27 protein-coding genes, 1 tRNA gene and 1 pseudogene are annotated in these 24419 nt (G+C 61.6%); 13 read left to right on the forward strand and 16 right to left on the reverse strand.

The window, feature by feature from the left end:
• The 3 genes from M3484_RS00005 to M3484_RS00015 all read left to right on the forward strand — a co-directional run.
• Window positions 1-420 (forward strand): hypothetical protein (locus M3484_RS00005; RefSeq protein ID WP_249495247.1); only part of this gene is annotated, 420 nt, incomplete at its 5' end.
• A 92-nt stretch (window positions 421-512) separates the two neighbouring features.
• Window positions 513-695: a hypothetical protein gene (locus M3484_RS00010; RefSeq protein WP_092896708.1), complete on the forward strand. Its 183-nt coding sequence runs from the start codon at window positions 513-515 to the stop codon at window positions 693-695.
• Window positions 696-706: 11 nt separating this feature from the next.
• Window positions 707-985, forward strand: coding sequence for a hypothetical protein (locus M3484_RS00015; RefSeq protein WP_249495248.1), 279 nt, complete (start codon window positions 707-709; stop codon window positions 983-985).
• Window positions 986-1071: 86 nt separating this feature from the next.
• Here M3484_RS00015 and M3484_RS00020 read toward each other — a convergent pair whose 3' ends face one another.
• Window positions 1072-1551, reverse strand: a complete 480-nt coding sequence (locus M3484_RS00020) for a hypothetical protein (RefSeq protein WP_092896712.1) — start codon at window positions 1549-1551, stop codon at window positions 1072-1074.
• A 420-nt stretch (window positions 1552-1971) separates the two neighbouring features.
• Between M3484_RS00020 and M3484_RS23520 the strand changes: the two genes are divergently transcribed.
• Complete coding sequence (locus M3484_RS23520) at window positions 1972-2094, forward strand: hypothetical protein (protein WP_283177623.1); 123 nt, start codon at window positions 1972-1974, stop codon at window positions 2092-2094.
• Window positions 2091-2261, forward strand: coding sequence for a hemin uptake protein HemP (locus M3484_RS00025; protein WP_092896714.1), 171 nt, complete (start codon window positions 2091-2093; stop codon window positions 2259-2261). The genes M3484_RS23520 and M3484_RS00025 overlap by 4 nt, the downstream gene beginning before the upstream one ends.
• A gap of 190 nt (window positions 2262-2451) precedes the next feature.
• Here the strand turns inward: M3484_RS00025 and moaA are convergent, their stop codons facing one another.
• Window positions 2452-3498: a GTP 3',8-cyclase MoaA gene (gene moaA, locus M3484_RS00030; protein WP_249495919.1), complete on the reverse strand. Its 1047-nt coding sequence runs from the start codon at window positions 3496-3498 to the stop codon at window positions 2452-2454.
• Between the two features lie 99 nt (window positions 3499-3597).
• Here moaA and M3484_RS00035 point away from each other — a divergent pair, with 99 nt between their 5' ends.
• The gene (locus M3484_RS00035) at window positions 3598-4068 is read left to right on the forward strand and encodes a hypothetical protein (protein WP_143040437.1); all 471 of its coding nucleotides are present in this window, start codon (window positions 3598-3600) and stop codon (window positions 4066-4068) included.
• Window positions 4069-4080: 12 nt separating this feature from the next.
• Here M3484_RS00035 and M3484_RS00040 read toward each other — a convergent pair whose 3' ends face one another.
• A complete protein-coding gene (locus tag M3484_RS00040; protein WP_249495249.1) occupies window positions 4081-5478 on the reverse strand; it encodes a helix-turn-helix domain-containing protein in 1398 nt (465 codons plus the stop codon).
• A gap of 160 nt (window positions 5479-5638) precedes the next feature.
• Here M3484_RS00040 and M3484_RS00045 point away from each other — a divergent pair, with 160 nt between their 5' ends.
• A complete protein-coding gene (locus M3484_RS00045; protein ID WP_249495250.1) occupies window positions 5639-6082 on the forward strand; it encodes a GNAT family N-acetyltransferase in 444 nt (147 codons plus the stop codon).
• A 74-nt stretch (window positions 6083-6156) separates the two neighbouring features.
• On the opposite strand, the gene trpE is transcribed toward M3484_RS00045, so the two are convergent.
• The 6 genes from trpE to fabI all read right to left on the reverse strand — a co-directional run bounded on the left by trpE (window position 6157) and on the right by fabI (window position 12932).
• Window positions 6157-7665: an anthranilate synthase component I gene (gene trpE / locus M3484_RS00050; protein ID WP_249495251.1), complete on the reverse strand. Its 1509-nt coding sequence runs from the start codon at window positions 7663-7665 to the stop codon at window positions 6157-6159.
• Window positions 7662-9542: a peptidylprolyl isomerase gene (locus M3484_RS00055; RefSeq protein WP_249495252.1), complete on the reverse strand. Its 1881-nt coding sequence runs from the start codon at window positions 9540-9542 to the stop codon at window positions 7662-7664. Before M3484_RS00055 ends, trpE begins: the two co-directional genes overlap by 4 nt.
• A 96-nt stretch (window positions 9543-9638) precedes the next feature.
• Window positions 9639-10832 carry an aminotransferase gene (locus M3484_RS00060; protein WP_249495253.1) on the reverse strand — a complete coding sequence of 398 codons (1194 nt, stop codon included), beginning with the start codon at window positions 10830-10832 and terminating at the stop codon, window positions 9639-9641.
• 142 nt (window positions 10833-10974) lie between these two features.
• Window positions 10975-11484: a xanthine phosphoribosyltransferase gene (gene gpt / locus M3484_RS00065; RefSeq protein WP_092896728.1), complete on the reverse strand. Its 510-nt coding sequence runs from the start codon at window positions 11482-11484 to the stop codon at window positions 10975-10977.
• Window positions 11485-11497: 13 nt separating this feature from the next.
• On the reverse strand, window positions 11498-12109 hold the full coding sequence (locus tag M3484_RS00070) for a LysE family translocator (protein ID WP_249495254.1): 612 nt from the start codon (window positions 12107-12109) through the stop codon (window positions 11498-11500).
• 1 nt (window position 12110) lies between these two features.
• Window positions 12111-12932, reverse strand: coding sequence for an enoyl-ACP reductase FabI (fabI, locus tag M3484_RS00075; RefSeq protein WP_092896745.1), 822 nt, complete (start codon window positions 12930-12932; stop codon window positions 12111-12113).
• A gap of 115 nt (window positions 12933-13047) precedes the next feature.
• Here fabI and pdxH point away from each other — a divergent pair, with 115 nt between their 5' ends.
• The 5 genes and pseudogenes from pdxH to M3484_RS00100 form a co-directional block, all read left to right on the forward strand.
• Window positions 13048-13686 (forward strand): pyridoxamine 5'-phosphate oxidase, encoded by a 639-nt coding sequence (pdxH, locus tag M3484_RS00080; RefSeq protein ID WP_249495255.1) that lies wholly within the window; start codon window positions 13048-13050, stop codon window positions 13684-13686.
• 113 nt (window positions 13687-13799) lie between these two features.
• Window positions 13800-14345: a cold-shock protein gene (locus M3484_RS00085; protein WP_092896749.1), complete on the forward strand. Its 546-nt coding sequence runs from the start codon at window positions 13800-13802 to the stop codon at window positions 14343-14345.
• A complete protein-coding gene (locus M3484_RS00090) occupies window positions 14342-14995 on the forward strand; it encodes a DUF192 domain-containing protein (RefSeq protein WP_249495256.1) in 654 nt (217 codons plus the stop codon). Before M3484_RS00085 ends, M3484_RS00090 begins: the two co-directional genes overlap by 4 nt.
• 719 nt (window positions 14996-15714) lie before the next feature.
• Window positions 15715-15791, forward strand: a tRNA-Pro gene (locus M3484_RS00095).
• 788 nt (window positions 15792-16579) lie between these two features.
• Window positions 16580-16747: pseudogene (locus M3484_RS00100) on the forward strand (terminase large subunit); the annotation flags it as partial.
• A 186-nt stretch (window positions 16748-16933) separates the two neighbouring features.
• On the opposite strand, the gene M3484_RS00105 reads toward M3484_RS00100, so the two are convergent.
• Window positions 16934-17131: a hypothetical protein gene (locus M3484_RS00105; RefSeq protein ID WP_249495257.1), complete on the reverse strand. Its 198-nt coding sequence runs from the start codon at window positions 17129-17131 to the stop codon at window positions 16934-16936.
• 98 nt (window positions 17132-17229) lie between these two features.
• Window positions 17230-17361: a DUF4326 domain-containing protein gene (locus tag M3484_RS23860; protein ID WP_502942424.1), complete on the reverse strand. Its 132-nt coding sequence runs from the start codon at window positions 17359-17361 to the stop codon at window positions 17230-17232.
• Between the two features lie 1052 nt (window positions 17362-18413).
• Here M3484_RS23860 and M3484_RS00110 point away from each other — a divergent pair.
• Window positions 18414-19183, forward strand: a protein-coding gene (locus M3484_RS00110) for an IS5 family transposase (protein ID WP_249495258.1) whose coding sequence is annotated in 2 segments (ribosomal slippage) — window positions 18414-18750 and window positions 18750-19183 — 771 coding nt in all. Because the reading frame shifts where the segments join, the coding sequence is not laid out codon by codon here.
• Between the two features lie 255 nt (window positions 19184-19438).
• Here the strand turns inward: M3484_RS00110 and nrdF are convergent.
• The 5 genes from nrdF to M3484_RS00135 all read right to left on the reverse strand — a co-directional run bounded on the left by nrdF (window position 19439) and on the right by M3484_RS00135 (window position 24334).
• Window positions 19439-20431, reverse strand: a complete 993-nt coding sequence (gene nrdF / locus M3484_RS00115; RefSeq protein ID WP_253188210.1) for a class 1b ribonucleoside-diphosphate reductase subunit beta — start codon at window positions 20429-20431, stop codon at window positions 19439-19441.
• A 60-nt stretch (window positions 20432-20491) separates the two neighbouring features.
• The gene (gene nrdE / locus M3484_RS00120; RefSeq protein WP_092896770.1) at window positions 20492-22618 is read right to left on the reverse strand and encodes a class 1b ribonucleoside-diphosphate reductase subunit alpha; all 2127 of its coding nucleotides are present in this window, start codon (window positions 22616-22618) and stop codon (window positions 20492-20494) included.
• Window positions 22600-23037 carry a class Ib ribonucleoside-diphosphate reductase assembly flavoprotein NrdI gene (nrdI, locus tag M3484_RS00125; RefSeq protein ID WP_249495259.1) on the reverse strand — a complete coding sequence of 146 codons (438 nt, stop codon included), beginning with the start codon at window positions 23035-23037 and terminating at the stop codon, window positions 22600-22602. Before nrdI ends, nrdE begins: the two co-directional genes overlap by 19 nt.
• A 10-nt stretch (window positions 23038-23047) precedes the next feature.
• Window positions 23048-23272 carry a glutaredoxin-like protein NrdH gene (gene nrdH / locus M3484_RS00130; RefSeq protein ID WP_092896774.1) on the reverse strand — a complete coding sequence of 75 codons (225 nt, stop codon included), beginning with the start codon at window positions 23270-23272 and terminating at the stop codon, window positions 23048-23050.
• A gap of 627 nt (window positions 23273-23899) precedes the next feature.
• A complete protein-coding gene (locus M3484_RS00135; RefSeq protein ID WP_249495260.1) occupies window positions 23900-24334 on the reverse strand; it encodes a PaaI family thioesterase in 435 nt (144 codons plus the stop codon).
• Window positions 24335-24419: the final 85 nt, after the last annotated feature.

Here is a 24419-nt window from a genome sequence, read left to right on the forward strand (position 1 = left end):
GGCCGGATCCTCTATACGATGCAGGGCGCGGCCGACCTGCCGGGCGACTATATCGAGACCGATCTGGCGGCTGAGGATCTGGGAGATCTAACCGGCTGGGCGGTGATCGGCGGCGCGCAGGTCCGGATCTCGCTGGAGCCGCTGCGGGAAGAAGCCCGGATGGCGCTGACGGCCTGGATCACCACGGCGCGCGCGCGCCTGATAACCGCGCTTCCGGGGCAGGATATGATCTATCTCGCCAAAGAGGCCGAGGCGCGGGCCTGGGTGGAGGCCAGTGCGCCGGACATGGCAGGTTTCCCGCTGCTCGCGGCCGAGATAGGGATCACGGCCCCCGATGCCGACCAGCTGGCGCAGCTCTGGCTCAATATGGCGGATCTCTGGCGATCTGCCGCCGCCGGCCTCGAGGCGCTCCGCCTCTAGACGCAGGCCGCCATCGCAGAAGCCACGACGCCCGAAGATATCACGGCGGCGCTCGCCGTGATCACCGCTTAACCCCGTGAAAGGAGACAATAATGGCCACGCCCAAAGACACCAACGCCCTCGACATCGCCCAACTTGACGCGCTGCGCGTCAACATCGAGGCGCTCCCGGCCGAGATCGACGGTATCGATCTTTCACAGCCCCGCCAGACTGCGCTGATCCAGCTCGATCAACTCGCAACTTCGGTCAAGATCCTTCGCAAACTCAGCACCTGAAGAGAAGAAACATGGCCCGCAAACCATCGTCCTCCACGAAGCCCGACCATCCCGTCCCTCCGGGCATCGCAATGCCGGCAGTCTATACCAACCATGCCCATGTCTCCTGGGCGGGCGGGGTGATCCGTCTCACCATGAGCGAGGCCATGGACGGCCAGATCATCCCCCGCTCTGCACTCCTGATCACCGTCGATCAGGCGCAGGAGCTGCAAAGCCTCATCGGACAGGCACTGTCGGCGCTGACGCCGAGGGCTGCCGAAGCAGTTTGTTCTGTCACTGAAGCTGGCTGAAAGGCCCAGCTGATGCACTGACCGGCCTCAAGGGAGGCCAGAGGGGGCGGCAACCCGTCGCTTTGAGCCCATAGCCGCCGTTCGTTCTATCTCAGGAACTGAGATAAGCGATGATCCTGGAGGAGAGCTGCATCGTACATTGCAAACACCGAGTTTGCGAATGGTGTGCCAATCACATCGCTCCTTTCAGCGATTATCTTTGCCAGACCGGTCGCAGCGGGACGTTGTTGCGCGTCAATCACCATGACAGCCGGTCCATTCTCACCTTGAAAGTGGATGAGTGCGACCGCACAGCGACTTAGCGGGCCCTCCTCCTCGTCCTCTCCCCAAGGCCCTACTATTAAATCGAAATTCGCAGGATGCGTCGCGAGTGGTGCGCCGGGCGTCCATTGCATGAAATATGACGCCAGGGTTCCGGCATCTTTCAGGTGTAGATAGCCCGAGACCTGACGACTAATGCCGCCACAGCATTCACATGTTGACATGTGTTCTTCCAAGGGCTCTGCGATGAGATCGCCTGCCTGGATGTGTAAATTATCAAAATACTGTCGTTGCTGCTCGTTCATGTGCTCTCTGGTCAAGAAGTTGCGTCTAACCTGCAAAGGTCAACGTAGCCGCACTCATCCTGAAGTAAAGGCGCCGACCGTCCACTTCGTCCCGCATAGCTGACACGCTACCCAACATGAACCGGGCTGACGCTGGGTGTTTAACCCTAGCTTTAAGAGGGCGTTCAACCCGTGCCGGGAAGGGCGCTCAGGCCTCGTTTTCAAAACTCGCCTGGTGCAAGTTCTGTTGTCAAACAGTGCAACTTTCGCTGTCACGCTACAGCTGTCACGCTACAACCCACATGCTGCACAAAGTGATTGATGAACCCGGATGACATCATTGCTTGACATGACAAAGTAAATCAGTCAGGAATGCCCGCAGATCAGCCAGGCTCTTCGCGAGCGCAGCCATAAACTCTCTTAGAGGCGATGGAGAAGACCATGACCCGACCTGCAACGGGCGACCGGCTTCCTTTGGCGGAGATGCTGCGCCAGGCGGCGGCCGGAACGGCCCCTTCGGCGGCGCTGGAAGCTCTGATCGAACGCGTAGGGGCAGTGAAATGAACGCCCATACCGAGACCGCTCTGACCCCATGGCTGCAAAATGACGCGACGCCGGTGCATGATGCGCGTGTGCTGACGGATGGTGGTTCGCTGGCAAAGATCGTGCTGGATGGCCAGGTTTACACCCTGCGCATCACGCGCCAGGGCAAGCTGATCCTGACCAAGTAACCTCCTGCTTTCCCGGGCAAAGTCTGCGGGCTTTGGCAGATCAGACATTTATCGAGCAACCAGTCCTGAATGGCGGGGGAATCCGCCTCAGACTTTCCCTCGTCCGGCAGCTCTCCCTCGTGCTGTCGAACGGGGGAATTTTATGTGTGGCAAAGGGATACCGGCGGGGACCTGGCTGGATCCCACCGGGTCAGCCGCCGGTATGGCTCATATGCCGGCTCATCTGGCCCCGGATCAGACCCTGGCCCGCCTCAGCGGAGGCACTGTCTGCCTGGCGGCCATAGTCGAAATCATGGCCTTTGGGCTTGCGGGCAATCGCCTCGCGGATCGCGGCCTCCAGCGGGGCCGGATCGTCCGGATGCAGCCGCAGCGGCGCGCGCAGATCGGCCATATCCTCCTGGCCGAGGCACATGTAAAGCTCGCCCGTGCAGGTCAGCCGCACCCGGTTGCAGCTTTCGCAGAAATTATGCGTAAGCGGGGTGATGAAGCCGATCTTTTGTCCGGTCTCATTGATCCGGACATAGCGCGCCGGGCCGCCGCTGCGTTCCAGCAGATCGGTGAGGGTAAAGCGTTCCGCCAGCCGGGCGCGCAGCGCACGCAGGCTCCAGTACTGATCGAGGCGGTTTTCCTCGCCCATCTCGCCCATCGGCATCACCTCGATGAAGGTGAGGTCATGGCCTTCGCGGGCGCACCAGTCGAGGAGCGGGAAAAGTTCGTCCTCGTTAAAGCCTTTCAGGGCCACGGTATTGATCTTGACCCGCATCCCGGCGGCCTTTGCGGCAGAGATGCCGTCAAGCACCTGGGCCAGCCGCCCCCAACGGGTGATGGCGGCGAATTTCTCAGGCACCAGAGTGTCGAGCGAGACATTGATCCGCTTCACCCCCAGATCGGCCAGAGGCTGCGCGAAACGGGCAAGCTGGCTGCCATTGGTGGTCAGCGTCAGCTCTTCCAGAGCGCCGCTTTGCAAATGCCGCGCCATCGCCTCGAAAAACGTCATGATGCCGCGACGGACCAGCGGCTCGCCGCCCGTCACCCGCAGTTTCGACACGCCAAGCCTGATAAAGCCCGAACAAAGCCGGTCCAGCTCTTCCAGCGACAGAAGCTCGGCCTTGGGCAGGAAGGTCATATGTTCCGCCATGCAATAGGTGCAGCGGAAATCACAGCGATCCGTCACCGAGACCCGCAGATAGCGGATGGCGCGCGCGAATGGGTCGATGAGCGGAGCCGTGTTGTTCATGTGATCAAAATAGGGGCGGCGGGCCTGTGCCACAAGCTGCAATCGCAGGCCAATCGGGGAGTTGCAGGCAAGGGGCGGGACGCCTATTCTGCCCTTATGATGAAACGCGCCCTTCTCCTCCTGTCGCTGTCCCTGGCTGTGCCGGGATGTTCCGTTTTCGAAGGGTTCGGCAAAGGGCGTGACGCCCCTGCGGCGAATCCGGGCCTTGCGACCGAATTCGCGCCCGCGGTCACGACCACCGCACTCGGGGCGAGCGGTCACAGCGCTGCGGCGCTGGACAAGACCTCGGATGCGGAAAAGGCGGCAGCGCTTGCCAAACCGGTCGCTTCGGGCGAACGCGAACTGGGCAAGGCGGTGGTGGCTCTCGGGCCGCCCGCTGAAACCGGCCTCTGGGTGCAAAGCGTGCTGGTCCAGACCAAAGGTCAGGGCCGGGTCGTGGCCCCTGGCGGGAAATCGCTCGCGGTCGAGCTGCGCCCGGGCAGTGGCGGCGCGCTGATGTCGCTTTCGGCCTATCAGGCGCTTGGCCTGCCGCTGACCGGCCTGCCCGAGCTGACGCTTTACGGCAACTGAGCCGCGCGGGCTTCAGTCGGCTATTTCATAGGGCAGCAGATCGCGGGTATTCGGATCGACCCTGAGCCGGCGTTCCAGCGGCGGAACCGAGCGCTGGTGGCAATTCATCCGCTCGCAGATCCGGCAGGAGATCCCGATCGGCTCGAACCGCCCGCGCGGGTCAAGTCCGTCGGAATAGACCAGCTCCGGCGCATGCTGGATCTCGCAGCCCAGGCCAATCGCATAACGGCGCACCGGCGCGAGGAAGGCGCCGGCGGGTTTTGAGACTTCGCGTGCGAGGTTCAGATAGCGCACCCCATCCGGCGTTTCGACAAATTGGCGCAGGAATTTCCCAGGCGTTTCAAAGGCCTGGTGTACGTTCCACAAGGGACAGGCGCCGCCGAACCGCGCGAATTGCAGCCGTGTCGCGGAATGACGCTTGGTGATGGTTCCGGCCTGATCGACGCGGACAAAGAAGAACGGGATGCCCTTGGAGCCCGGCCGCTGCAGGGTCGAGAGCCGATGCGCCACCTGCTCGATCGAGGCACCAAAGAGATCGGCAAGCCGCTCCAGATCATGGCGTGTCTCGCGCGCGGCCTGCAAAAATGCGCGGTAGGGCAAAAGTGCGGCCCCGGCAAAGTAATTCGCAAGCCCGATCTTGGCGATATCGCGCGCCTCGGGCGTCGAGAACCGCGCCAGATCCAGCGTCGCTTCCAGCAGATCATTCTGGGTGATCAGCGCCAGCTGGTGCAACAGCTGAAACCGCTGCGTCGCATCCTGGGCGTGGCCCGAGATCACCAGCCGCCGCGTTGACGGGTTGTAATGGCGGACAGGCACGCCGGCCTCATAATGCAGCGAGACGCCGCGCTGGCGCAGCAGATCCTGGGCCAGCCGCACCACATCGCGCTTTGGCTCTGCCGACCCGGCAAAGATCTCGGCGGCGCGGTCGACCGCATCAATATAGTTGTCGCAATAATGGAAGAAGTCGCGCACCTCTTCCCAGGGGCTGGGTTTCAGCCCGATATCTTCGCGCCCCAATGCCTCATCCAGCGAGGCCAGCCGCTCATGGCTTTGCCGGTAGGCACGGTGCAGGTCGAGAAACGCCCGGGCTAAGGCCGGCGCATTCGAGGCCGCAAGCCGCAGATCCGCCAGCGGCGGGTTAGAGGCGGTGAAAACCGGATCTGCCAGCGCCTCGCGCATATCGGATACCAGCCGCTCGCTCTCGCCCACCGTCAGCTCGGTGACATCGAGCCCGAATTCCTGCGCCAGCGCCAGCACCACCGCTGCCGAAACAGGGCGGTGATTGTTCTCCATCTGGTTCAGATAGGGCAGCGAGACGCCAAGCTTATCGGCAAAGGCCTTTTGCGTCAGGCTCAGCCGCCCGCGGATCTCGCGCAGCTTCACCCCGGCATAGAGTTTTTGCGTGGCCATATCGGGCTCCGTATTTGCAAATCGCAAGTTCTATTTGCAAAGATAGGTGGTCAAGCGGATTCGCGGCCTGCTGGCGCTATCATCTCGCAGAATCTGGTGCTGCCCATGGCCTGGCAGGCAGGGGCAGGGTGGTCAGGTGATTTCCATAAAGGACCCGCCCATGGCACAGATCGAAATCCGCCCGCTCCGCGCCTCGGATGAACCCGAATGGCGCCGCCTCTGGGCCGATTACCTGACCTTTTACGAAACCTCGGTGCCGGAAGGGGTGTACCGATCCAGCTTTGAGCGCCTCCTCGGCGACGATCCGCAGGATTTCTCGGGCCTGATCGCGCTGGTGGATGGCAGGCCGATGGGGCTCACGCATTTCCTCTTCCACCGCCATGGCTGGAAGATCGAGAATGTCTGCTATCTGCAGGATCTCTATGTCGCCCCCGAAGCGCGCGGCACCGGCCTCGGGCGAAAACTGATCGAAGCGGTCTACCGTATCGCCGATGAAAAAGGCGCCCCCGGCGTCTACTGGCTGACGCAGGAGTTCAATACCACCGCCCGCCAGCTTTATGACCGCATCGCAAAAGTGACGCCATTCATCCGCTATTCGCGCTGAAGAGCCTCATTTTCTGCCTCTGAATACTCCCGGGGGGCGGGGGCTGGCCCCCGCCTCTGCCATCATCCGGCAGCTCAGCCGTTGCCGCGCCGCGTGAACAGCCCGGCATCCTGCGCTGCACGCCGCAGGGCGTTGGATTTATTGACAGTTTCCTGGTATTCCGCCTCCGGGTCGCTGTCATAGACAACGCCGCCCCCGGCCTGGATGTAGAGCTTTTCATCCTTCAGCACCGCCGTGCGCAGGGCGATACAGAAATCCATCTCGCCATTGGCCGCGAAATAGCCGCAGCCGCCGCCATAGACGCCGCGCTTTTCCGGCTCCAGCTCGTCGATGATCTCCATCGCCCGCACTTTCGGTGCGCCCGAGACCGTGCCCGCAGGCAGCCCCGCCAGCAAGGCCGACAAAGCATCCTCGCCCTCGCGGATCTGTCCCACCACATTCGAGACGATATGCATCACATGCGAATAGCGTTCGATCACGAATTTCTCGGTCGGCCGCACGGTCCCCATCTGCGCCACACGGCCCACATCATTGCGCCCCAGATCCAGCAGCATCAGATGTTCGGCCAGCTCTTTCTGATCGGCCAGCAGATCGGCCTCCAGCGCATTATCCTCTTCCACCGTCGCGCCGCGCTTGCGGGTTCCGGCGATGGGACGGATCGTCACCTCGCCATCCCTGAGCCGCACCAGGATTTCGGGGCTGGCGCCGACCACCTGATAGGGGCCGAAATTGAAGAAGAACATGAAGGGCGACGGGTTTGTGCGCCGCAATGACCGGTAAAGCGCGAAGGGCGGCAGCGGGAAATCCATCGTCCAGCGCTGCGAAGGCACCACCTGGAAAATATCACCGGCGCGGATATAGTCCTTCGCTTTCGCGACCGCTGCCTTATAGCCGTCATGGCTGAAATTCGAGGTCAGCTCGCCGGAGATCGCCACACCGTCGATCTCGCGCTGCACTGCCGGCGCCCGGTCAAGATCGCGCAGCGCATCCATCACCCGCTCGGCCGCCTGGGCATAGGCTGCGCGGGCAGAGACGCCCTTTTCATACCAGGCCGGAGCCACCACGATCACTTCGCCGCGCACCCCGTCCAGCACCGCCACGACCGAGGGACGCATCAGAACCGCATCGGGCAGGCCAAGCGGATCAGGATTCACATCCGGCAGATGTTCCACCAGCCGGATCATGTCATAGCCAAGATAGCCGAACAGCCCGGCAGATGCCGCCGGCAGATCATCGGGCATGTCGATATGGCATTCGGCGATCAGGGCACGCAGCGTGTCGAGCGGATGGCCTTCAAGCGCGGTGAACCCATCCGGATCAAACCGCGCCGAGCGGTTGATCTCGGAAGATTCTCCCCGGCACCGCCAGATCAGATCGGGCTTCATGCCGATGATCGAATAGCGACCACGCACCTCGCCGCCGGTCACCGATTCCAGCATGAACGTGTCTTTGCGCGCCTCGCCTAGCTTGAGCATCAGCGAGACCGGCGTATCCAGATCCGCGGCAAGCCGGGCCCAGATCAGCTGGTTTTTCCCCTCTCCCCAGGCTTTCTCGAAGGCGTCGAAGGAGGGTTCCAGTTTCATTGCAGGCTCGAATTCACTTGGTTGATGGCGTTTTGATTGAGGGTCATGCCCGCTTTATCCGCCACGCTGGTCGTGAAGGCGGTGAAAGCATCCTGCGCGACCGCCTGTTCCAGCTGCGAGGAAATCGCGGCTTTCAGCGCTTCGGCCTCATCGCCGGTTTCCGCCGCAGCGGTCACGTGATCCAGCCGCAACAGGCCGATAAAGCTGCCGTCCTCGATCAGTCGGATATCACCGGCCTTCATCGCGAAGGCGGCTTCCAGCACCGAGGCCGGGATGTTTTCCGTCGTGGCCCCGTCGCGCGAGGTCTCGGCCACGGTCTCTACCGTGCCCAGCGTCGCGAAATCGGTGCCGCTTTCGGCGGCGGTTTTCAGCTCCAGCCCGCGCGCATCCAGTGCGGCGCGAAGGTTGCTTTGCTGCAGCGCCGCCAGCACTTCAGACCGCGCCTCGTCAAAGGGGATCGGCGTCGGCGGTACCATCTCGACGAATTCCAGCGCCACGACACCGCCGTCATCCAGCGTCACCGCCTCGGGGAAATCGCCTTTTTTCAGGGCACCGGCAGCCGCGCGGAAGGCCTGATAGCCTTCGAGCTTGTTGCCGGTCTGCGCGCCCGGACCGGTGGCGATATAATCGATCTGGCCCAGTTCCATCCCGGTCTGGGTGGCAAGCTCGTCAAGGCTGGCGCCGCCGGCAAGGAGGTCGTCGATCTCGTCGATCTTATGATTGATCTCAAGGCGTGCGGCTTCCAGCTTCACTTCCTGGGCAAGATCGTCATGCGCTTCTTCAAATGTGGTCTCTTCGCCCGGCAGCACGCCGTTGATGCGGAAGAGGGCCGGACCAAGCGATGTTTCTGCCGGAATAACCGCGCCTTCGGCTGCGGCAAAGACCTCGGCCCCCGCCGAACCGAGTTCGGTCTCCGAGACATCGCCCATATCGACCGCAACCATCGACAGGCCGCGTGCGGTGACGAGATCTTCGAACGTGGCCTCGCCGGCAGTCAGCCGCGCCAGCGCCGCTTCGCGCGCTGCGTCATCGGGATAGACCAGCCGCTCGACAAGGCGGCGTGGCGGGATCACGAATTCCGAAATCCGCGCGTCATACATCTTGCGGATCGCCGCCTCATCGACCGGCAGGCCAGTGGCGATGGTTTCCGGGAGCAGCACCGCATAGCGCAGCCGCTTTGATTCCCCGCGGGTGAAATCGGCGATATTGGCATCATACCAGGCTTTCAGCGCCGCCTCATCGGGATCGGTCAAGGGGGTGGTGAGACTGGTTTCCGTCAGCCGGATCAGCGAGAAGCCGCGCCGCTCTGCCACCCATTTATAGATCGCATCGGTGGTGGCCTCGGGGGCGGTAAAGCCGCCGGTCACCGCGCCGGACAAAAGCGCGCGGGCCGCATCACGACGCAGGCTTTCCTCGAAATCGGCCTCGCGCCAGCCGGCACGGCTCAGCGCCTCACGGTAGACGGTACGGTCAAAGCTGCCGGAACTGCCGATAAAGGCGCGTTCTTTCATGACTTCCTGCGCGACAGTCGCGTCGCCCACCGAAAGCCCTGCCGAAAGCGCCGCATTGTCCAGAGCTGCGCGGGTCACAAGGCCCGCAAGCGCCTGGCGGTCGATGCCAAAGCTGATCGCCTGCTGCACCTGGATTTGCGTGCCGAATTGCTGCGACAGCTTTGCCGCCTCGTCGCGCACGGCCTGGGCGTAATCGCGCACCGGAATGTCGATCTTGCCGACCGAACCGATGGAATTGATGGTGCCGCCGAAATTGCTGACACCAAAGCCGCCAAGCCCGAGGATCAGCATGCCGGTCATCAGCCAGGTCAGGGCCGAGGTGCCCTTGTTCTTCTTTTTCGGCTGATCATCAGGGCTTTTGGCCATGTCGCGGGCTCCGGTCAGAACATTTGCGCCTGTCTAAGGGCAAGCGGGGTGTGGGGCAAGGGCAGGGGCGTCACGCTTTCGCGGGAGGCGGGTGCGTCAGGGCCGGAAGTCTTGCAGCCGGCGGAACATTTCGGCAATGCCGTCGCAATCGATATTGGCGAAAGCGATGCGGATCTGGCGGCGGCCGGCCTCGGAGCCTTCGGGCGTAAAGAAGGTGCCGGGCAGCATCAGGATGGCGCAGTCATCCACAAGCCGGCGGCACAGATCATCCGAGGCGAGGTCGAACGGGTGTTCCACCCAGGCAAAATAGGCGCCACATCCCATCAGCGTCCAGTCGGGCAGCGCAGTGAAGCCCTCAACCATCGCCGCGCGCCGTTTCAGGATCTCCTGACGCTCGCCCTCGACCCAGGAGCCGAGGTTGCGCATGCCCCAAAGCGCCCCGGTCTGCCCCAGCTGGTTCGGGCAGATGGCGATGGTGTCGAGCACTTTCTCGATTTCCGTGAGAAGCGCGGCAGAGGCGACAATCGCCCCCACGCGGTGGCCGGTCATCCGGTAGGCTTTCGAAAAGCTGTAAAGCTGGATCACCGTCTCGCCCCAGGCGGGATCTTCGAAAAGATCATGCGGGCGCCCGCCGGTCTGCGGCGAGTGGCGACTGTCGAAATCGCGATAGGTTTCGTCGATTACAAGCGCTATGCCATGCGCGCGGGCAAGATCATAAAAGGCCCTGAGCGTGGCGGACGGATATTCGACACCGCCGGGATTGTTCGGCGTGACCAGCACGATGGCACGGGTCTTCGGCCCAATCAGCGCTGCCGCTGCTGCCGGGTCCGGGATCAGCGAGGCCCCGGTGTCCAGCACACGGGTGGTCACGCCGCTCATATCAAGCCACATTTTGTGATTGAAATACCAGGGCGTGGGCAGAATGACCTCATCGCCCGGGCCCGCAAGCGCGGCGAGCGTCGCGCAAAAGGCCTGGTTGCAGCCCTGGGTGACCGCAACCTGGTCCGGAGCAATCGTGCCGGAATAGGCGCGGGAAAACTGAGCCGCGATCTCTTCGCGCAGCGCCGTCATGCCCAGAACCGGCCCATAGAGATGCGCGTCAGGGTCATTCAGCGCGGCATCGGCGATGGCCTGGCGCAATTCCAGCGGCGGGATCTCCAGCGGCGCGGCCTGGCTTACATTGATCAGCGGACGGTTCGCAGGAAAGCTCTTGCCCTGGATCCAGCGCCGCGCCTCCATCACCGGAGGCAGTTCGGTCGCGCCAAGATTTGAATTGAGCGGAAGAGACATGGCCGGCTCCTGTGCCTGATGGCTGATGTGGAGCGGGGGGCTGCCCGCCCCCCGGGCCCGTTTCGGGCCGCCCCCTGATGTTCTCAGGGGGTAAACAGCGCCTTTGAGGCGCAGGAGGGAGGCAGAACGCCCCCGGTCCCGATCAGTCGGTGCCGCGATAGGGCTGCACATATTGCAGCGCCATATCCCAGGGGAAGAAGATCCAGGTGTCCTGGCTGACCTCGGTGACATAGGTGTCGACCTGCGGCTTGCCATGCGGCTTGGCATAGACGGTGGCGAAATGCGCTTTCGGGTAAAGTCTGCGCACCAGTTCCAGCGTTTTGCCGCTGTCGACAAGATCGTCGACGATCAGGATACCGGCACCGTCTTCCATCAGCTCGGGCTGGGGCGATTTGGTCACCACCGCCGAGGCCTGGGCCTGGTGATTGTAGCTTTTCACGCTGATCGTATCGATCACGCGGATATCGAGCTCGCGCGCCACGATCATGGCCGGCACCAGCCCGCCGCGTGTGATCGCCACCACGGCGCGCCACTGGCCGCCTGCGCCCGGCCCCTTGCCGTCCAGCCGCCAGGACAAAGCGCGTGCATCGCGGTGGATCTGGTCCCAGCTGATATGGAACCCTTTCTCATGTGGCAGGCGGTCAGCGGCCATTGGCGTCCTCTGGTCAGGTAGCGGCGATTTTAAAGCTGAGTAGGGCGAGTATGCCGCCGAAACACCGGTCGATTACGGTTTTCAGCCGGGCATAGGCGCGGCGGGTGCGTTCAAGCGAGAAGAGCCGCGCAATCATAAGATTGAAGAGAACCTCGTTAAGGAAGACAGCGATCAGAAGCGCGGTCAGCCAGGGCCAGGTGGTGCCCGGCGGCACGGTGCCGACAAAGATGGCCCCGAAAAACACCGCGGCCTTGGGATTGGAGAACTGGGTGGCAAGCCCGAGCCAGAGCGCGGCCAGCGCGCCGCGCGGCGGCTGACTGCTGTTATCGCCCAGGGGTTCGGGCGCGTGGCGCCACATATTGAACGCGATCCAGAGAAGGAACAGCGCGCCCATGATCTTGAAGCCCCAGAACAGCGCCGGGGCGAGTTTGAAAAGCACTGCCAGCCCGAAAAGCGCTGCCAGTGCCCAGAACACCGCCCCGAAGCCGATGCCGCAGGCGAGAAAGAAGCTCGTGCGCATGCCCTCGGTCACAGCCGTTCTCGCTGTCATCAGAACCGCCGGGCCCGGAGAGGCCGCGGCGATCAGATGCAGGAAATAGGCTGCAAGGAATGCGCTGAGGCCCATCTCAGTCCTTCTTGCCGGTCACAACGTCGATATCGGGGGCATCAATCGCCTTCATGCCGACGACATGATAGCCCGCATCGACATGCAGGTTCTCGCCCGTAGTGCCGCTGCCCAGATCCGACAACAGATAGAGCGCGGATTTCCCGACCTCTTCCTGGGTGACATTGCGGCGCAGGGGCGAATTCAGCTCGTTCCATTTCAGGATATAACGGAAATCGCCAATGCCGGAAGCCGCCAGCGTCTTGATCGGACCGGCCGAGATCGCATTGACGCGGATCCCGTCACGGCCGAAATCTTCGGCCAGATATTTCACCGATGCTTCCAGCGCCGCTTTGGCCACGCCCATCACATTGTAATGCGGCATCACCTTTTCGGCGCCGTAATAGGTGAGGGTCAGCATCGCGCCGCCCCGTCCCATCATTGCGCCTGCGCGCCGGGCCACAGCGGTAAAGCTGTAGACCGAAATATCCATCGACATTGCGAAATTGGCGCGGCTTGTATCGGCATAACGCCCGCGCAATTCGTTCTTGTCGGAAAAGCCAATGGCATGAACCACGAAATCAATCGTGCCCCATTTTGCCTTAAGCCCGTCGAACAAAGCATCGAGCGATTCTTCGCTTGCCACATCACATTCGAACAGAAGCGGCTCACCCAGGCTGGAAGCCAGTGGCTCAACCCGTTTTTTAAGCGCTTCACCCTGATAAGAGAAGGCAAGTTCGGCGCCCGCTCCTGCCAGTGCCTGGGCCACGCCCCAGGCAATCGATTTGTCATTGGCAAGGCCCATGATCAGCCCGCGTTTGCCAGCCATCAGTCCGGTTGACATTCCTGGTCCCTCGCACACCTTTACGGTTTGATAGCGTTGACGTTTAGGCGGAAAGGCGGCCTGCCGCAAGGGCGGGAGACCGTTACCGTTGACGTAAGAACAGGAGCGGGCATCGATGGAACGGACCGGAATTTTCAAAGGCGACGATCCTTTTGCGATCGCGCGCAGCTGGCTGGCCGAGGCTGAAGCGTCAGAAATGAATGATCCGAATGCGATTGCGCTGGCGACGGTGGACGAGGCGGGGCTTCCGGATGTGCGCATGGTGTTGCTGAAGGAAATCGCGGCCGAATCCTTTGTCTTTTATACAAATTATACTTCGGTGAAGGGGCGCGAGATCGAGGCTTCGGGCAAGGCGGCTTTCGTTCTGCACTGGAAAAGCCTGCGCCGGCAGATCCGCGTGCGCGGCACGGTCACGCGTGAGGAAGGCCGGGTGGCCGATGACTATTACCGGAGCCGCAGCCTGACGAGCCGGCTTGGCGCCTGGGCCAGCCGGCAATCACAGCCCTTGTCCTCGCGTGAGGCGCTGATGGCCGAAGTGGCAAAAGTTACCGTGACGAAAGGGCCGATTCCGTCGCGGCCGCCATTCTGGGGCGGATTTCGCATCACGCCGCTGGAGATCGAGTTCTGGGCAGATGGCGCTTTCCGCCTGCATGACCGGTTCCGCTGGAGCCGTATCGGGGGCAGTGATGCAGAGGGCAGCGAAAGGGTTGCAAGCGGTTCGGGCGATTGGACAGTCCTGCGGCTCAACCCCTGATAAGTGCAGAAAAAGGTAAACAATTCTGTCGGATCATACGATTTCCTCTTGATCAGGCGGGGTTAAGCCTTCATCAACCGAAAAGGGCTTAATCTGGGGAGATAGTCCTTGTTATGACTGAAGAAGAGAAGGCCACGCAGGTGTTGCAGGGCCGGGTGAAGTGGTTTGATCCGGCTAAAGGCTTTGGCTTCATCGTCAGCGATATTACCAATGCCGATATCCTGTTGCACGCGAATGTTCTGCGCAACTTCGGGCAGAGTTCAGTCGCGGATGGAGCAGGAGTCACCGTACGGATCCAGACTACACCACGCGGTGTACAAGCGGTTGAAGTTCTTGCGATTGAACCTCCGGAAGGGCCTGTTGTGCCCCTGGGGGAACTGGCGGGTGAGCTTTCGGCAGCGGATTTATCTGTTCTGCCGATGGAGCCTGCACGTGTAAAATGGTTCGATAAAGCCAAGGGATTTGGCTTCGCCAATGCTTTCGGGCGGGCGGAAGACATATTCATCCATGTCGAGGTCTTGCGGGTCTCGGGTTTTGCGGATCTGATGTCAGGCGAGGCGGTGGCGCTCAAGGTGATTGAGGGCCGGCGTGGCAGAATGGCAGTGCAGGTGCTGAGTTGGGAACGTGCAATCGTCGCCCAGACGGGCGAAGCCGAATGATGGCGCGGGCGGTGGCGGTGCTGCCGCCCTGCTGTCTGGTCTTGTCGCAAACTACACATAAATCCCTGGAAAATTCGGACGGCACTCTGGCTGCAGCGCCGGAGTACGGCCTGTCTGGTCGCAGGCCGCGCGGGAACGCTCGTGCGCTGCTTTCGGCCATCCTGGCCGGGGTGATCCTGAGCGGTGTGGCTGTGCCAGGCCTGCCCTTTGCCGGCGCGGCACAGGCGGCGCAAACCTGTTCCCTGTCACGCATCGACCTGCGCCCGCCCGCGAAAGCAGGGCAGGGGGAACCCGAGAGCTTTTCCGTCGAAATCGCCGATACGGCCGCCAGCCGCGCTCAGGGTCTGATGTATCGCGAAAGCCTCGCGCCCGAGGCCGGGATGCTCTTCATCTATGAGACACCGCGTCGCGCCGAGTTCTGGATGAAGAACACGCTGATCCCGCTGGACATCATTTTCGCCGATTCACGGGGGCGGGTGACGGTGGTGCATGAAAACGCCGTCCCGGGCGATGAGACGCCGATTCCGGGCGGTGACAATGTTCTCTACGTGCTCGAGATCAATGGCGGGCTGGCAAAGAAAACCGGAATCGTTCCGGGCAGCGAGATGCGCCATCCGCTGATCAGCGCGGGTGCCTGGCCCTGTCGCTGACCATGTCGCAGCCTCGGCCCCGTCTTTGCCTCGCGCGTAACGGCGCTATCTGCGGCCCTGCCTTGAAATCTGGGTGACGCTGCCGGCTTGCGTGCGAGATCCGCCCGATCCGGGCGGCGGAGTATTGCAGGTCCGGATCCGACCCCGAGCCACCAGCGGTCGCCCGTCGAAGCGGAGGCGATGAGGGCGCTGTTCTGTCGGTGCCGTGAAGCCGCGACCGGCGCGGGCTTTCCGCTGCAGGTCTGGAGCGTGAAGGCGCCCTCTGTTCGGGCCCGGTGGCGAAGGCAATTGTCAGAGCGCAGCACAGGCCCGCCCCCGGCGCTGCCAAACCCGGCAGCCGGGTCAGATGATCTGGCCGAATTTCTGACATAGTAAAAAACAACGTACTCAGCGCCGGACTGAATCGGTTGCCCGCCGGGGCTCCGGCAGCATGAAGAAGGCCCCGCGCGGGCGGTATTATTTTTTATATTCAGCATCTTATATGGCGATCTCGCTTGGTGGTGCGGGAAGTGAAGGTTTTCGCGTATTGCCGTATGAACAGGCGACCAACAGGTGCGTGCAGAGCTTTCTGTGCCGGTTATTTCGGGTGAAGAGGTGGGGCCGTCAGGCTTCCTGTTCCGTGATTTGCGCCACAGATCGGAAGCCGATGGTGCAAAGCGCATTTTTATTGCAAACGGGGCTTTCCCTGCCGGTGGGAAACAGCTATCTGACTGCCAGTTCGGGGCGTAGCGCAGTCTGGTAGCGCGACGGTTTTGGGTACCGTAGGTCGGGAGTTCGAATCTCTCCGCCCCGACCAGCACTTAGCAGATCTAAGGCTTGTCCGTTTTGCAGTTCATTTTGCAAAACTGTTCACGATCCCTTCCTCGCGGCTTCCAGTTTCTTCGCGATTCCATCTGACATTTCAGGGGACAGGGCGGCGTATCTGCTGATCACTTCTCCTGCGTGCCTGATGCTCCATCCCATGCAGGTGGCGATCTCCTTCAGGCTGGCATCAGCCAACAGAAGCCTGGTCGCTGCCGTTCCTCGCGCATCATAAAAGCGAAGCTCTGGCCGGATCCCGAGTCGGTCACGCCGCTGGCGGACGGCATCCCCTGGGTAGTTTTCGTGTTCGTAGGGTTGGCCGTCCTTGTTGACGATGAAGTGTGCTAGCTCTTTCGGCGTATTTTCGATCAGGGCCGCGCCATGCGAGGTGTGACTGGAATCGATGCAAGCCGCTTCCGTTTGGCTGTCCAGATGACGACCTTCTGGCCGCCTGGCGTGGGGTGGATATGGGCGCGGCTGAGAGCGGCCAGATCACCGGGGCGAAGGCCCGTTTCCATAGCGCGATCAGAATGCGCGCGATATGAGTCGGAGCGCCTGTCACGAACGCGTCAATCTCGGCTTCGGTCCAGAGGATTTCCGAGCGATTAGAGCGATACATGGCCTTAAGTTTGGTCAAATGGTTTTGACGAGGGGCTGTACGGTCATGCGCCCAACCGACAATCCGCTGAGGGTGCCGCATCCGGTCGTCTCCGACCTTCCCGCCGATTTTGTCACGCCACTTTAGAACTGCCCCCCGGACCCTGGGGGTATCAAATATCGTGCGAGGCCCTGATCCTCGCGCCGACCATCGAGATCGCGGGGAACAGCTTCAAGCCTGCCACCGCGAAGGTCAGGGCAGACCCTGAACTTGACGCGCTCCTGCATGTGCAGGACAACCTGCGGACGATAACGCTCCGCACGACAAAAGCCGCGCTGAAGGTGGTCGCGGCAACCCAAACATGGGGCGGTCAGTGTCGCGGGACCGGCTGGTCGGCTGATCAGCGCCCTGGAAGGACCTGCCTCTGTTGCGCATGGTCATGACATGAGGCGCCATGAGGGCGCTGTGGTTCGAGACACCTCATGCCCGCCCCCATTTCAGATCAGCTGGGTGATGAGGCCTTATTGCAGGCCGCAGGCTCAGGCGGCTTTCTTGTCGCCTTCTCCATCCACTGCCGGGGCTTGCTTTTGGCTCAAAAGACCGGCGGCAACGAATAATGCTGAGGCAATCTGTTGCGCCGTTTCTGCAGTCATGGTGATCGCGGTGTGTTCCATCCGGGCTGTGGCAGCCGAGAATTCCAGTGAACTGGCAAGATCAAGCAAGCTCTTCGCGGGCATTCGTAAACTCCGTACCTGAGTAAGGTTACAGATATAAGCGTCCGACTGATGTTCTGTGAATGGGCCGGTCTGCATAGCTGGTGTGCGTGAAAGAGCGATCAAACATTGGCGATTTCCAACAATATATCGCCATGGCAGGGCGATCCCTGCTTGCACCAACAGGCGAAACTGTGGCCGCGCAGCGCGGGCAGGCGGCCCAGAACGGCTGGGCCACATCGCCTCTGGTGCAGCCATCGTTGCGGGGCAGGGTGCGCCCCTGATCGGCCACTGCTGGGCCTGCCGCCCGATGCGCCTGGAGCGGGGGGCGGGACCTCGGGCGGTTCCGTGGCCTATCTGACCGGCTCTCTCGGTGCCGCCATATGCGAGGTGATTATCCAGCCTATCCGTGCAGGGAGGCTGCCCCGTGACAATCCGTGACCCTGGCCCCGTTGTTCTCTGCCCGGCACAGGGATCATCCGGATGCCCGGCAGGCGGTGCTGATATGACCCCGACCGCCCGCAAGCGCCCGGAATGGATCGGAAAAACGCCTGAAACGGCTGTGCCATCCTGGGTCAAGTCCCGGGTTCTCGATGCGCAGGATGATTGTTGTGCCGAATGCCGCAATGACTTCTGCGCCCACCCGGTCCGGCGCGATGGGCCATCGGTGATGACCTGCGGCGCGAGGACGAGATCGCCCTGCCGGGGCGAGCTGTGCCGAAGCCGCCGCCATCAGCACGCCCGATCCCGGGCAAGGGCGCGACCGACCCATTACAGCTTCACCGAGGCGTTCACCAGCAAGCTGCGGGCAGACTGCCTGAACGCCCACAGGTTCAGGGATATTGCGGATGCCCGCGAAAAGTTGGTCTCCTGGCGCAGGGGCTAAAACGAAGCCGATCCCCACAGCGCGTTCAGTGACAAAGTATCGGTCGACATGCACAGTCCCGGTGGTGCAGCCAGTCCGCCCCCGTGCGCGGTGCCGCGAAGCGCCAGGTCGCTGCGCTCAAGGGGCGCGAGCAGAACAAAGGCCGGACAGACGCTACATCGGACTGAGGGAATTTCCGGCTGAGGGGATTTCCGGGGCAGGTCAGATGCAGCTTCTCATCCAGGGGAGGGGGAGCTCATCCTGGCTTGGGGGAAATCTCTTCAGCGCTCCTCTCCGACCATCTCTAGTCCAGATCCAAGTCCGAGTCGAGCGCCGGAACCGCCGCAGTGATGTGCTTTGCACAGCGGTGATTTGCTAGGGTCAGGACCCATTGATTGCGTTTTATTGCTGTGATTCAGAGGGTCTGAGGAGCCCCTTCTGATGAGCAATTTATTCTGGCTAACAGACACGCAGATGTCGCGGCTCTCGCCCTTCTTTCCCAAGAGCCATGGCCGTCCCCGCGTAGATGACCGCCGTGTTTTGAGCGGCATAATCTTCATAAATCGCAATGGCTTGCGCTGGTGCGACGCGCCCCGTGAATACGGCCCGCCGAAGACGCTCTATAACCGTTGGAAGCGTTGGAGCCGGATGGGGGTGTTCACCCGAATGATGCACGGTCTGGCGTCGGAGGCTGCCGACGAGAAGACTATCATGATAGATGCGACCTATTTGAAAGCGCACCGGACGGCTTCCAGCCTGCGGGTGAAAAAGGGGGGCCCGAAGATCAACGGGGCCGCCTCATCGGCCGCACCAAAGGCGGGATGAACACCAAATTGCATGCCGTTGCCGATGCGCAAGGCCGCCCGATCAGCCTGTTTGTCACAGCCGGGCCAGTCAGCGACTACAGCGGAGCCGCCGCTCTGCTGCGCAGCTTTCCAAAGGCCGAGTGGATGCTGGCGGATCGGGGCTACGATGCTGATTGGTTCAGAGATGCGTTGAAAGACAAGGGCATAAGCGCCTGCATCCCGGGCCGGAAAACCCGCAAAAAGACAGTTCGATACGACGAGCGCCGCTACAAACGGCGAAACCGCATCGAGATCATGTTTGGAAGGCTCAAGGACTGGAGGCGCGTGGCTACCCGCTACGACAGATGTCCCATCGTATTTCTCTCAGCCATCGCTCTCGCTGCAACCGTCCTATTCTGGCTTTGATAACTAATGAGTCTGGAGCCTAGCCGATAACGCAGCGTTCCGGAACATCACAGTTAGTGCGGGGCGCTGTGGTCCCGGTCGCGGCCAGGATCTGGCCGCAGACCATGCCTGCTGTGTCATCAACGACGATGTGCTGCATGAGGCGGCGCTGGTAGCGCGCCAGATCGGCGGCATGTCGGCGTGGGGGAAAGGACCGCTGTCCCCGGCCTATCCCGGGAGGTCCAGGCTGGGGTCAGCAATCCGGAGAGAGAGGCCTCAGAAGTCCCAGTCTTCGTCTTCAGTGGCAACCGCCTTGCCGATCACATAGCTCGAACCAGAGCCCGAGAAGAAGTCATGGTTTTCACTGTCAGGCGACAGCGCCGCGAGAATCGCCGGATTGACCTCGCAGACCGAGGGCGGGAACAAGGCCTCATAGCCAAGGTTTTGCAGCGCCTTATTGGCGTTGTAATGCAGGAAGGCCTTCACATCCTCGGTCAGACCAATGCCGTCATAAAGCTCTTCGGTATAACGCTGTTCGATCTCGTAAAGGTCAAACATCAGGGCAAAGGCGAAATCCTTCAGCTCTTCGCGCTTGGCTTCGGTCAGCTTCTCCAGACCGCGCTGGTATTTGTAGCCGATATAATAGCCATGCACCGCCTCGTCGCGGATGATCAGGCGGATCAGGTCGGCGGTATTTGTCAGCTTCGCGCGGCTCGACCAGTACATCGGCAGGTAAAAGCCGGAATAGAACAGGAAGCTCTCGAGGAAAACGCTCGCGATCTTACGCTTCAGCGGATCTTCCCCGGCCTTGTATTTCTCCAGCACGATCCGGGCCTTGGCCTGAAGATGCGGGTTCTCTTCCGACCAGCGGAAGGCATCGTCAATCTCTTTGGTCGAGCACAAGGTCGAAAAGATCGAGGAATAGGACCGCGCATGGACCGATTCCATAAACGCGATATTCGTCAGGCAGGCCTCTTCATGCTGCGTCACCACATCGGGCATGAGCGAGATCGCCCCAACCGACGACTGCACCGTATCCAGCAGCGTCAGCCCGGTGAAAACCCGGATCGTCAGCTCCCGCTCTTCGGGCCTCAGCGTCGACCAGGACTGCACATCATTCGACAGCGGCACCTTCTCGGGCAGCCAGAAATTCACCGTCAGCCGGTTCCAGACCTCGAGGTCCTTTTCATCCTGCAACCGGTTCCAGTTGATCGCTTTCAATACCGTTTTCGGCATCACATGATCCTTCATCGGGGAAGAACCTTTCATCTGTCTAAAAATATCCCACGGGGGTCCGGGGGTGTGAAACCCCCGGCGCTCAGCCAGACCTCACAGGGTGCAGGAAACGCAGCCCTGCACTTCGGTCCCTTCCAGCGCGGTCTGGCGCAGGCGGATGTAGTAGATCGTCTTGATGCCCTTCTTCCAGGCATAGATCTGCGCTTTGTTGATGTCGCGCGTGGTGGCTTCGGCCGGGAAGAACAGCGTCAGCGACAGGCCCTGATCGACATGTTCCGTCGCCGCCGCATAGGTGTCGATGATCGCTTCCGGCCCGATGTCATAGGCATCGCGGTAATATTCCAGGTTCTCATTCGACATGAAGGCCGCCGGGTAATAGACGCGCCCGATCTTGCCTTCCTTGCGGATCTCAATTTTCGCCACGATCGGATGGATCGAAGAGGTCGAGTTGTTGATATAGGAAATCGACCCGGTCGGCGGCACGGCCTGGAGGTTGCGGTTGTAAAGCCCGCTCGCCATGACATCGGCTTTCAGCGCTTCCCAGTCTTCACGGGTCGGCAGCGTCACACCCTCAAACAGTTCGGTGACTTTCTCCGACACCGGCAGCCAGTCGCGGCCGGTATATTTGTCAAAGAAAGTGCCATCGGCATATTTCGACTTGTCGAAGTCTTTGAAACTCTGCCCATGCTCACGCGCCAGCAGGTTCGAAGTGCGGATCGCGTGATAGGCGACAGCGGCAAAATACACGCTGGTGAATTCGACACCTTCGGGCGAGCCGTAATGCACATGCTCGCGCGCCAGATAGCCATGCAGGTTCATCTGGCCCAGCCCGATGGCATGGCTTTCATCATTGCCGCGGCGGATCGACGGGACCGAGTCAATCGCCGACATTTCCGACACGGCGGTCAGGGCGCGCACGGCCGCTTCGACGGTCTTGCCCAGATCCGGGCCGTCCATTGCCGCCGCAATGTTCAGCGAGCCGAGATTGCAGGAAATATCCGTGCCGAGGTGATCATAGCTCAGATCCTCGTGGAAGGTGGACGCCTCGTTCACCTGCAGGATTTCCGAGCAGAGGTTCGACATGGTGATGCGCCCGTGGATCGGGTTCGCCTTGTTCACCGTGTCTTCGAACATGATGTAAGGGTAGCCGCTCTCGAACTGGATCTCGGCGATGGTCTGGAAGAATTCCCGCGCGTTGATCTTCTTCTTCTTGATCCGCTTGTCATCGACCATCTCGTCATATTTCTCGGTGACCGAGATCTCCGAGAAGGGGACGCCGTAGACCTTCTGCACATCATGCGGCGAGAAGAGATACATATCCTCGTTGTTCTTCGCGAGCTCGAACGTGACATCCGGGATCACCACGCCAAGCGACAGCGTCTTGATGCGGATTTTCTCGTCGGCATTCTCGCGCTTAGTGTCGAGGAAACGCAGGATATCGGGGTGGTGTGCGTTCAGATAGACCGCGCCCGCCCCCTGACGCGCGCCCAGCTGGTTCGCGTAGGAGAAGCTGTCTTCCAGAAGCTTCATCACCGGGATGACGCCGGAGGACTGGTTCTCGATCCCCTTGATCGGGGCGCCGGCCTCGCGCAGGTTCGTCAGCATCAAGGCCACGCCACCGCCGCGTTTCGACAGCTGCAGCGCCGAATTGATCGACCGCCCGATCGATTCCATATTGTCTTCCAGCCGCAGCAGGAAGCACGAGATCAGCTCGCCGCGCGACATTTTTCCTGCGTTCAGGAAGGTCGGCGTTGCGGGCTGGAAGCGGCCCGAAAGGATCTCGTCCATGAAGGACATCGCCAGTGCCTCATCGCCACGCGCGAGCGCGAGCGCGACCATGACCACGCGATCCTCGTAACGCTCAAGGAAGCGCTGACCGTCGCGGGTCTTCAGCGTGTAGCTGGTGTAATATTTGAACGCGCCGAGGAAGGTCGGGAAACGGAACTTCTTCTCATAGGCCGCATCCCAGATCTGGCGCTGGAAATTGCGCGAATACTGATCCAGCACGTCGGGCTCGTAATAGCCCTCATCGACCAGATAGCGCAGCTTTTCATCCAGGTTGTGGAAGAAGACCGTGTTCTGGTTCACATGTTGCAGGAAATATTGCTTCGCCGCCATGCGGTCGGCGTCGAAGCGGATTTTGCCTTCCCCGTCATAGAGGTTCAGCATTGCGTTCAGCGCATGGTAGTCCAGCGCCGGCTTCACGCCATTGTCGAGCATTCCATCCCCCAGAATAGATCAAGCCCGCGCCGGACGCGGGCGATGTCGGTTTCCGTGCCGGCCAGCTCGAAGCTGTAGAGAACCGGCACATTGCATTTGGCAGCTATAACCCGGCCCGCAAGGGCATAGGTCTGTCCGAAATTTCGGTTGCCCCCGGCGATCACTCCGCGCAGACCGGCGCGCCGCTCAGGGTCATTCAGAAAGCGGATCACCTGTTTCGGGACCGCGCCACGCCCCTCGCCATCGGCGAATGTCGGGCAGATCAGAACGAAATCCCCGCCCGGATCCGGCATAGGATCCTGCGGGGATATTGGGATACGCAGCGCCGTGCCATAGCGGCCAGCGCTGACTTCTTCCAGGCGCGTGACGAAACGCAGGGTATTGCCCGAGGCAGAAGAGAAAAAGACGAGCCCGGGCACGGAGACCCCCTCAGCTGGCGAGGCGGCCGATCATATCGGGACGAAAGCCAGCCCAATGGGCGTCACCGGCGATGACGACGGGGGCCTGGCGATAGCCGAGTGCCACGACGCGATTCATCGCATCGGCATCTTCGGTCAGATCGATGATGGAATAGGACAAGCCTTTGGCGTCGAGCGCACGGGTGGTTGCGGTGCACTGAACGCATGCGGGTTTGGAGTAAACGGTGATGGTCATTGCCTGATCCTTCTACTGTCCCATGTGGCTGCGGTTCACTGAGAAACGGCCAGCGGAAAACATCCGCCGGGTCATATTCTCGCGCCCGTCGCACGGTTTTGTTGCCTTCACTTTGCCCTGGGATCCTGCCGCGGCTATGGTCTTCCCGAAGGTTTCCCCCCGGAGTTTCCCCTGGCCGTTCCTGCCGCTGGCTGCGCCCGGAAATGCCCCGGTTTCCCCGGGTTTCGGACGCGTCGCAGGCTGCAGGTTTGCTCCCGGAACATCTGCATATTGATCCCCGATTTGCCCTGCTGTCAACATCTTGTGTTATTGAAATGCCAGCCGTGACCGGAACGACTCAGAGTTGAAAAGCCGCTGAAATCAGAGGAAATCGTTGCTTTGCCGTGGGCGCATGGCGGAAATGTGTGCCCCTAAACCCACAGAGCCGGGCTGCGCAATATTTCGCCTTGCACAATATCCAGGAGCAGGGGCGACCCCTGGTTGTGCCGCTTCGTGGACAGAATGGTGCACATCTCTGGGGATAAGCCGGTTGACCCAGCGGAAGGCACTGCAGCTGCCGGTCGCGCCCGCCGGGCCGTCACCAAATTGATTCGAAGCTCCTGGGGGCAGGTTCTGGTTCGCGGTATTTCAGGCTGCGGGGGCGGGCGGGATGGAATAGGTCATATTCGCCCGCGCCACCGGATCCTCGACCCCGTCCGAGAAAATCAGCGCATCCGCCACCGCCAGCACACGGCCAAGTTTCAAAAGCCGCACATCGCAGTAAAGCCCGCGCCCGGCGGCCGGCTTGCGCATGAAATCGATGGAACATCCCGTGGTGACCGCAAGCGCCACCGGCCCGATCCTCGACAGGATGGCAAGGTAGACTGCCACATCGGCAAGCGCGAACATCGTGGGGCCGGATACGGTGCCGCCCGGGCGCAGATGGCGTTCGGCCACTTGCAGCCGCAGCCGGATGCCCTGATCTGTCACCGCATCGACGGTGAAATCCGCCGCCACCTGGCCGAAATCGCGGGTGACAAAGTCGTTCAGCGCGGCTCTGTCCATCAGGATCGGTTTCGTCATCGGTGTTCTCCCATATCTGCGCGCGGTGCCCGGCGGGGAGAGTAGCTGTCTCAGACGCACCGGCAAGGCTGCCGATGCGTCATTT

The sequence above is a fragment of the Pseudomonas sp. GX19020 genome (genome assembly GCF_023371075.1).
In the GTDB taxonomy this organism is placed as follows: domain Bacteria; phylum Pseudomonadota; class Alphaproteobacteria; order Rhodobacterales; family Rhodobacteraceae; genus Pseudogemmobacter.

Bases quoted from the DNA above. Each gene is read 5' to 3' on its own strand.
- M3484_RS00010 (WP_092896708.1), top strand. From the start codon at position 513: ATGGCCACGCCCAAAGACACCAACGCCCTCGACATCGCCCAACTTGAC.
- M3484_RS00015 (WP_249495248.1), top strand. From the start codon at position 707: ATGGCCCGCAAACCATCGTCCTCCACGAAGCCCGACCATCCCGTCCCT.
- M3484_RS00020 (WP_092896712.1), bottom strand. From the start codon at position 1,551: ATGAACGAGCAGCAACGACAGTATTTTGATAATTTACACATCCAGGCA.
- M3484_RS23520 (WP_283177623.1), top strand. From the start codon at position 1,972: ATGACCCGACCTGCAACGGGCGACCGGCTTCCTTTGGCGGAGATGCTG.
- M3484_RS00025 (WP_092896714.1), top strand. From the start codon at position 2,091: ATGAACGCCCATACCGAGACCGCTCTGACCCCATGGCTGCAAAATGAC.
- moaA (WP_249495919.1), bottom strand. From the start codon at position 3,498: ATGAACAACACGGCTCCGCTCATCGACCCATTCGCGCGCGCCATCCGC.
- M3484_RS00035 (WP_143040437.1), top strand. From the start codon at position 3,598: ATGAAACGCGCCCTTCTCCTCCTGTCGCTGTCCCTGGCTGTGCCGGGA.
- M3484_RS00040 (WP_249495249.1), bottom strand. From the start codon at position 5,478: ATGGCCACGCAAAAACTCTATGCCGGGGTGAAGCTGCGCGAGATCCGC.
- M3484_RS00045 (WP_249495250.1), top strand. From the start codon at position 5,639: ATGGCACAGATCGAAATCCGCCCGCTCCGCGCCTCGGATGAACCCGAA.
- trpE (WP_249495251.1), bottom strand. From the start codon at position 7,665: ATGAAACTGGAACCCTCCTTCGACGCCTTCGAGAAAGCCTGGGGAGAG.
- M3484_RS00055 (WP_249495252.1), bottom strand. From the start codon at position 9,542: ATGGCCAAAAGCCCTGATGATCAGCCGAAAAAGAAGAACAAGGGCACC.
- M3484_RS00060 (WP_249495253.1), bottom strand. From the start codon at position 10,832: ATGTCTCTTCCGCTCAATTCAAATCTTGGCGCGACCGAACTGCCTCCG.
- gpt (WP_092896728.1), bottom strand. From the start codon at position 11,484: ATGGCCGCTGACCGCCTGCCACATGAGAAAGGGTTCCATATCAGCTGG.
- M3484_RS00070 (WP_249495254.1), bottom strand. From the start codon at position 12,109: ATGGGCCTCAGCGCATTCCTTGCAGCCTATTTCCTGCATCTGATCGCC.
- fabI (WP_092896745.1), bottom strand. From the start codon at position 12,932: ATGTCAACCGGACTGATGGCTGGCAAACGCGGGCTGATCATGGGCCTT.
- pdxH (WP_249495255.1), top strand. From the start codon at position 13,048: ATGGAACGGACCGGAATTTTCAAAGGCGACGATCCTTTTGCGATCGCG.
- M3484_RS00085 (WP_092896749.1), top strand. From the start codon at position 13,800: ATGACTGAAGAAGAGAAGGCCACGCAGGTGTTGCAGGGCCGGGTGAAG.
- M3484_RS00090 (WP_249495256.1), top strand. From the start codon at position 14,342: ATGATGGCGCGGGCGGTGGCGGTGCTGCCGCCCTGCTGTCTGGTCTTG.
- M3484_RS00105 (WP_249495257.1), bottom strand. From the start codon at position 17,131: ATGCCCGCGAAGAGCTTGCTTGATCTTGCCAGTTCACTGGAATTCTCG.
- nrdF (WP_253188210.1), bottom strand. From the start codon at position 20,431: ATGAAAGGTTCTTCCCCGATGAAGGATCATGTGATGCCGAAAACGGTA.
- nrdE (WP_092896770.1), bottom strand. From the start codon at position 22,618: ATGCTCGACAATGGCGTGAAGCCGGCGCTGGACTACCATGCGCTGAAC.
- nrdH (WP_092896774.1), bottom strand. From the start codon at position 23,272: ATGACCATCACCGTTTACTCCAAACCCGCATGCGTTCAGTGCACCGCA.
- M3484_RS00135 (WP_249495260.1), bottom strand. From the start codon at position 24,334: ATGACGAAACCGATCCTGATGGACAGAGCCGCGCTGAACGACTTTGTC.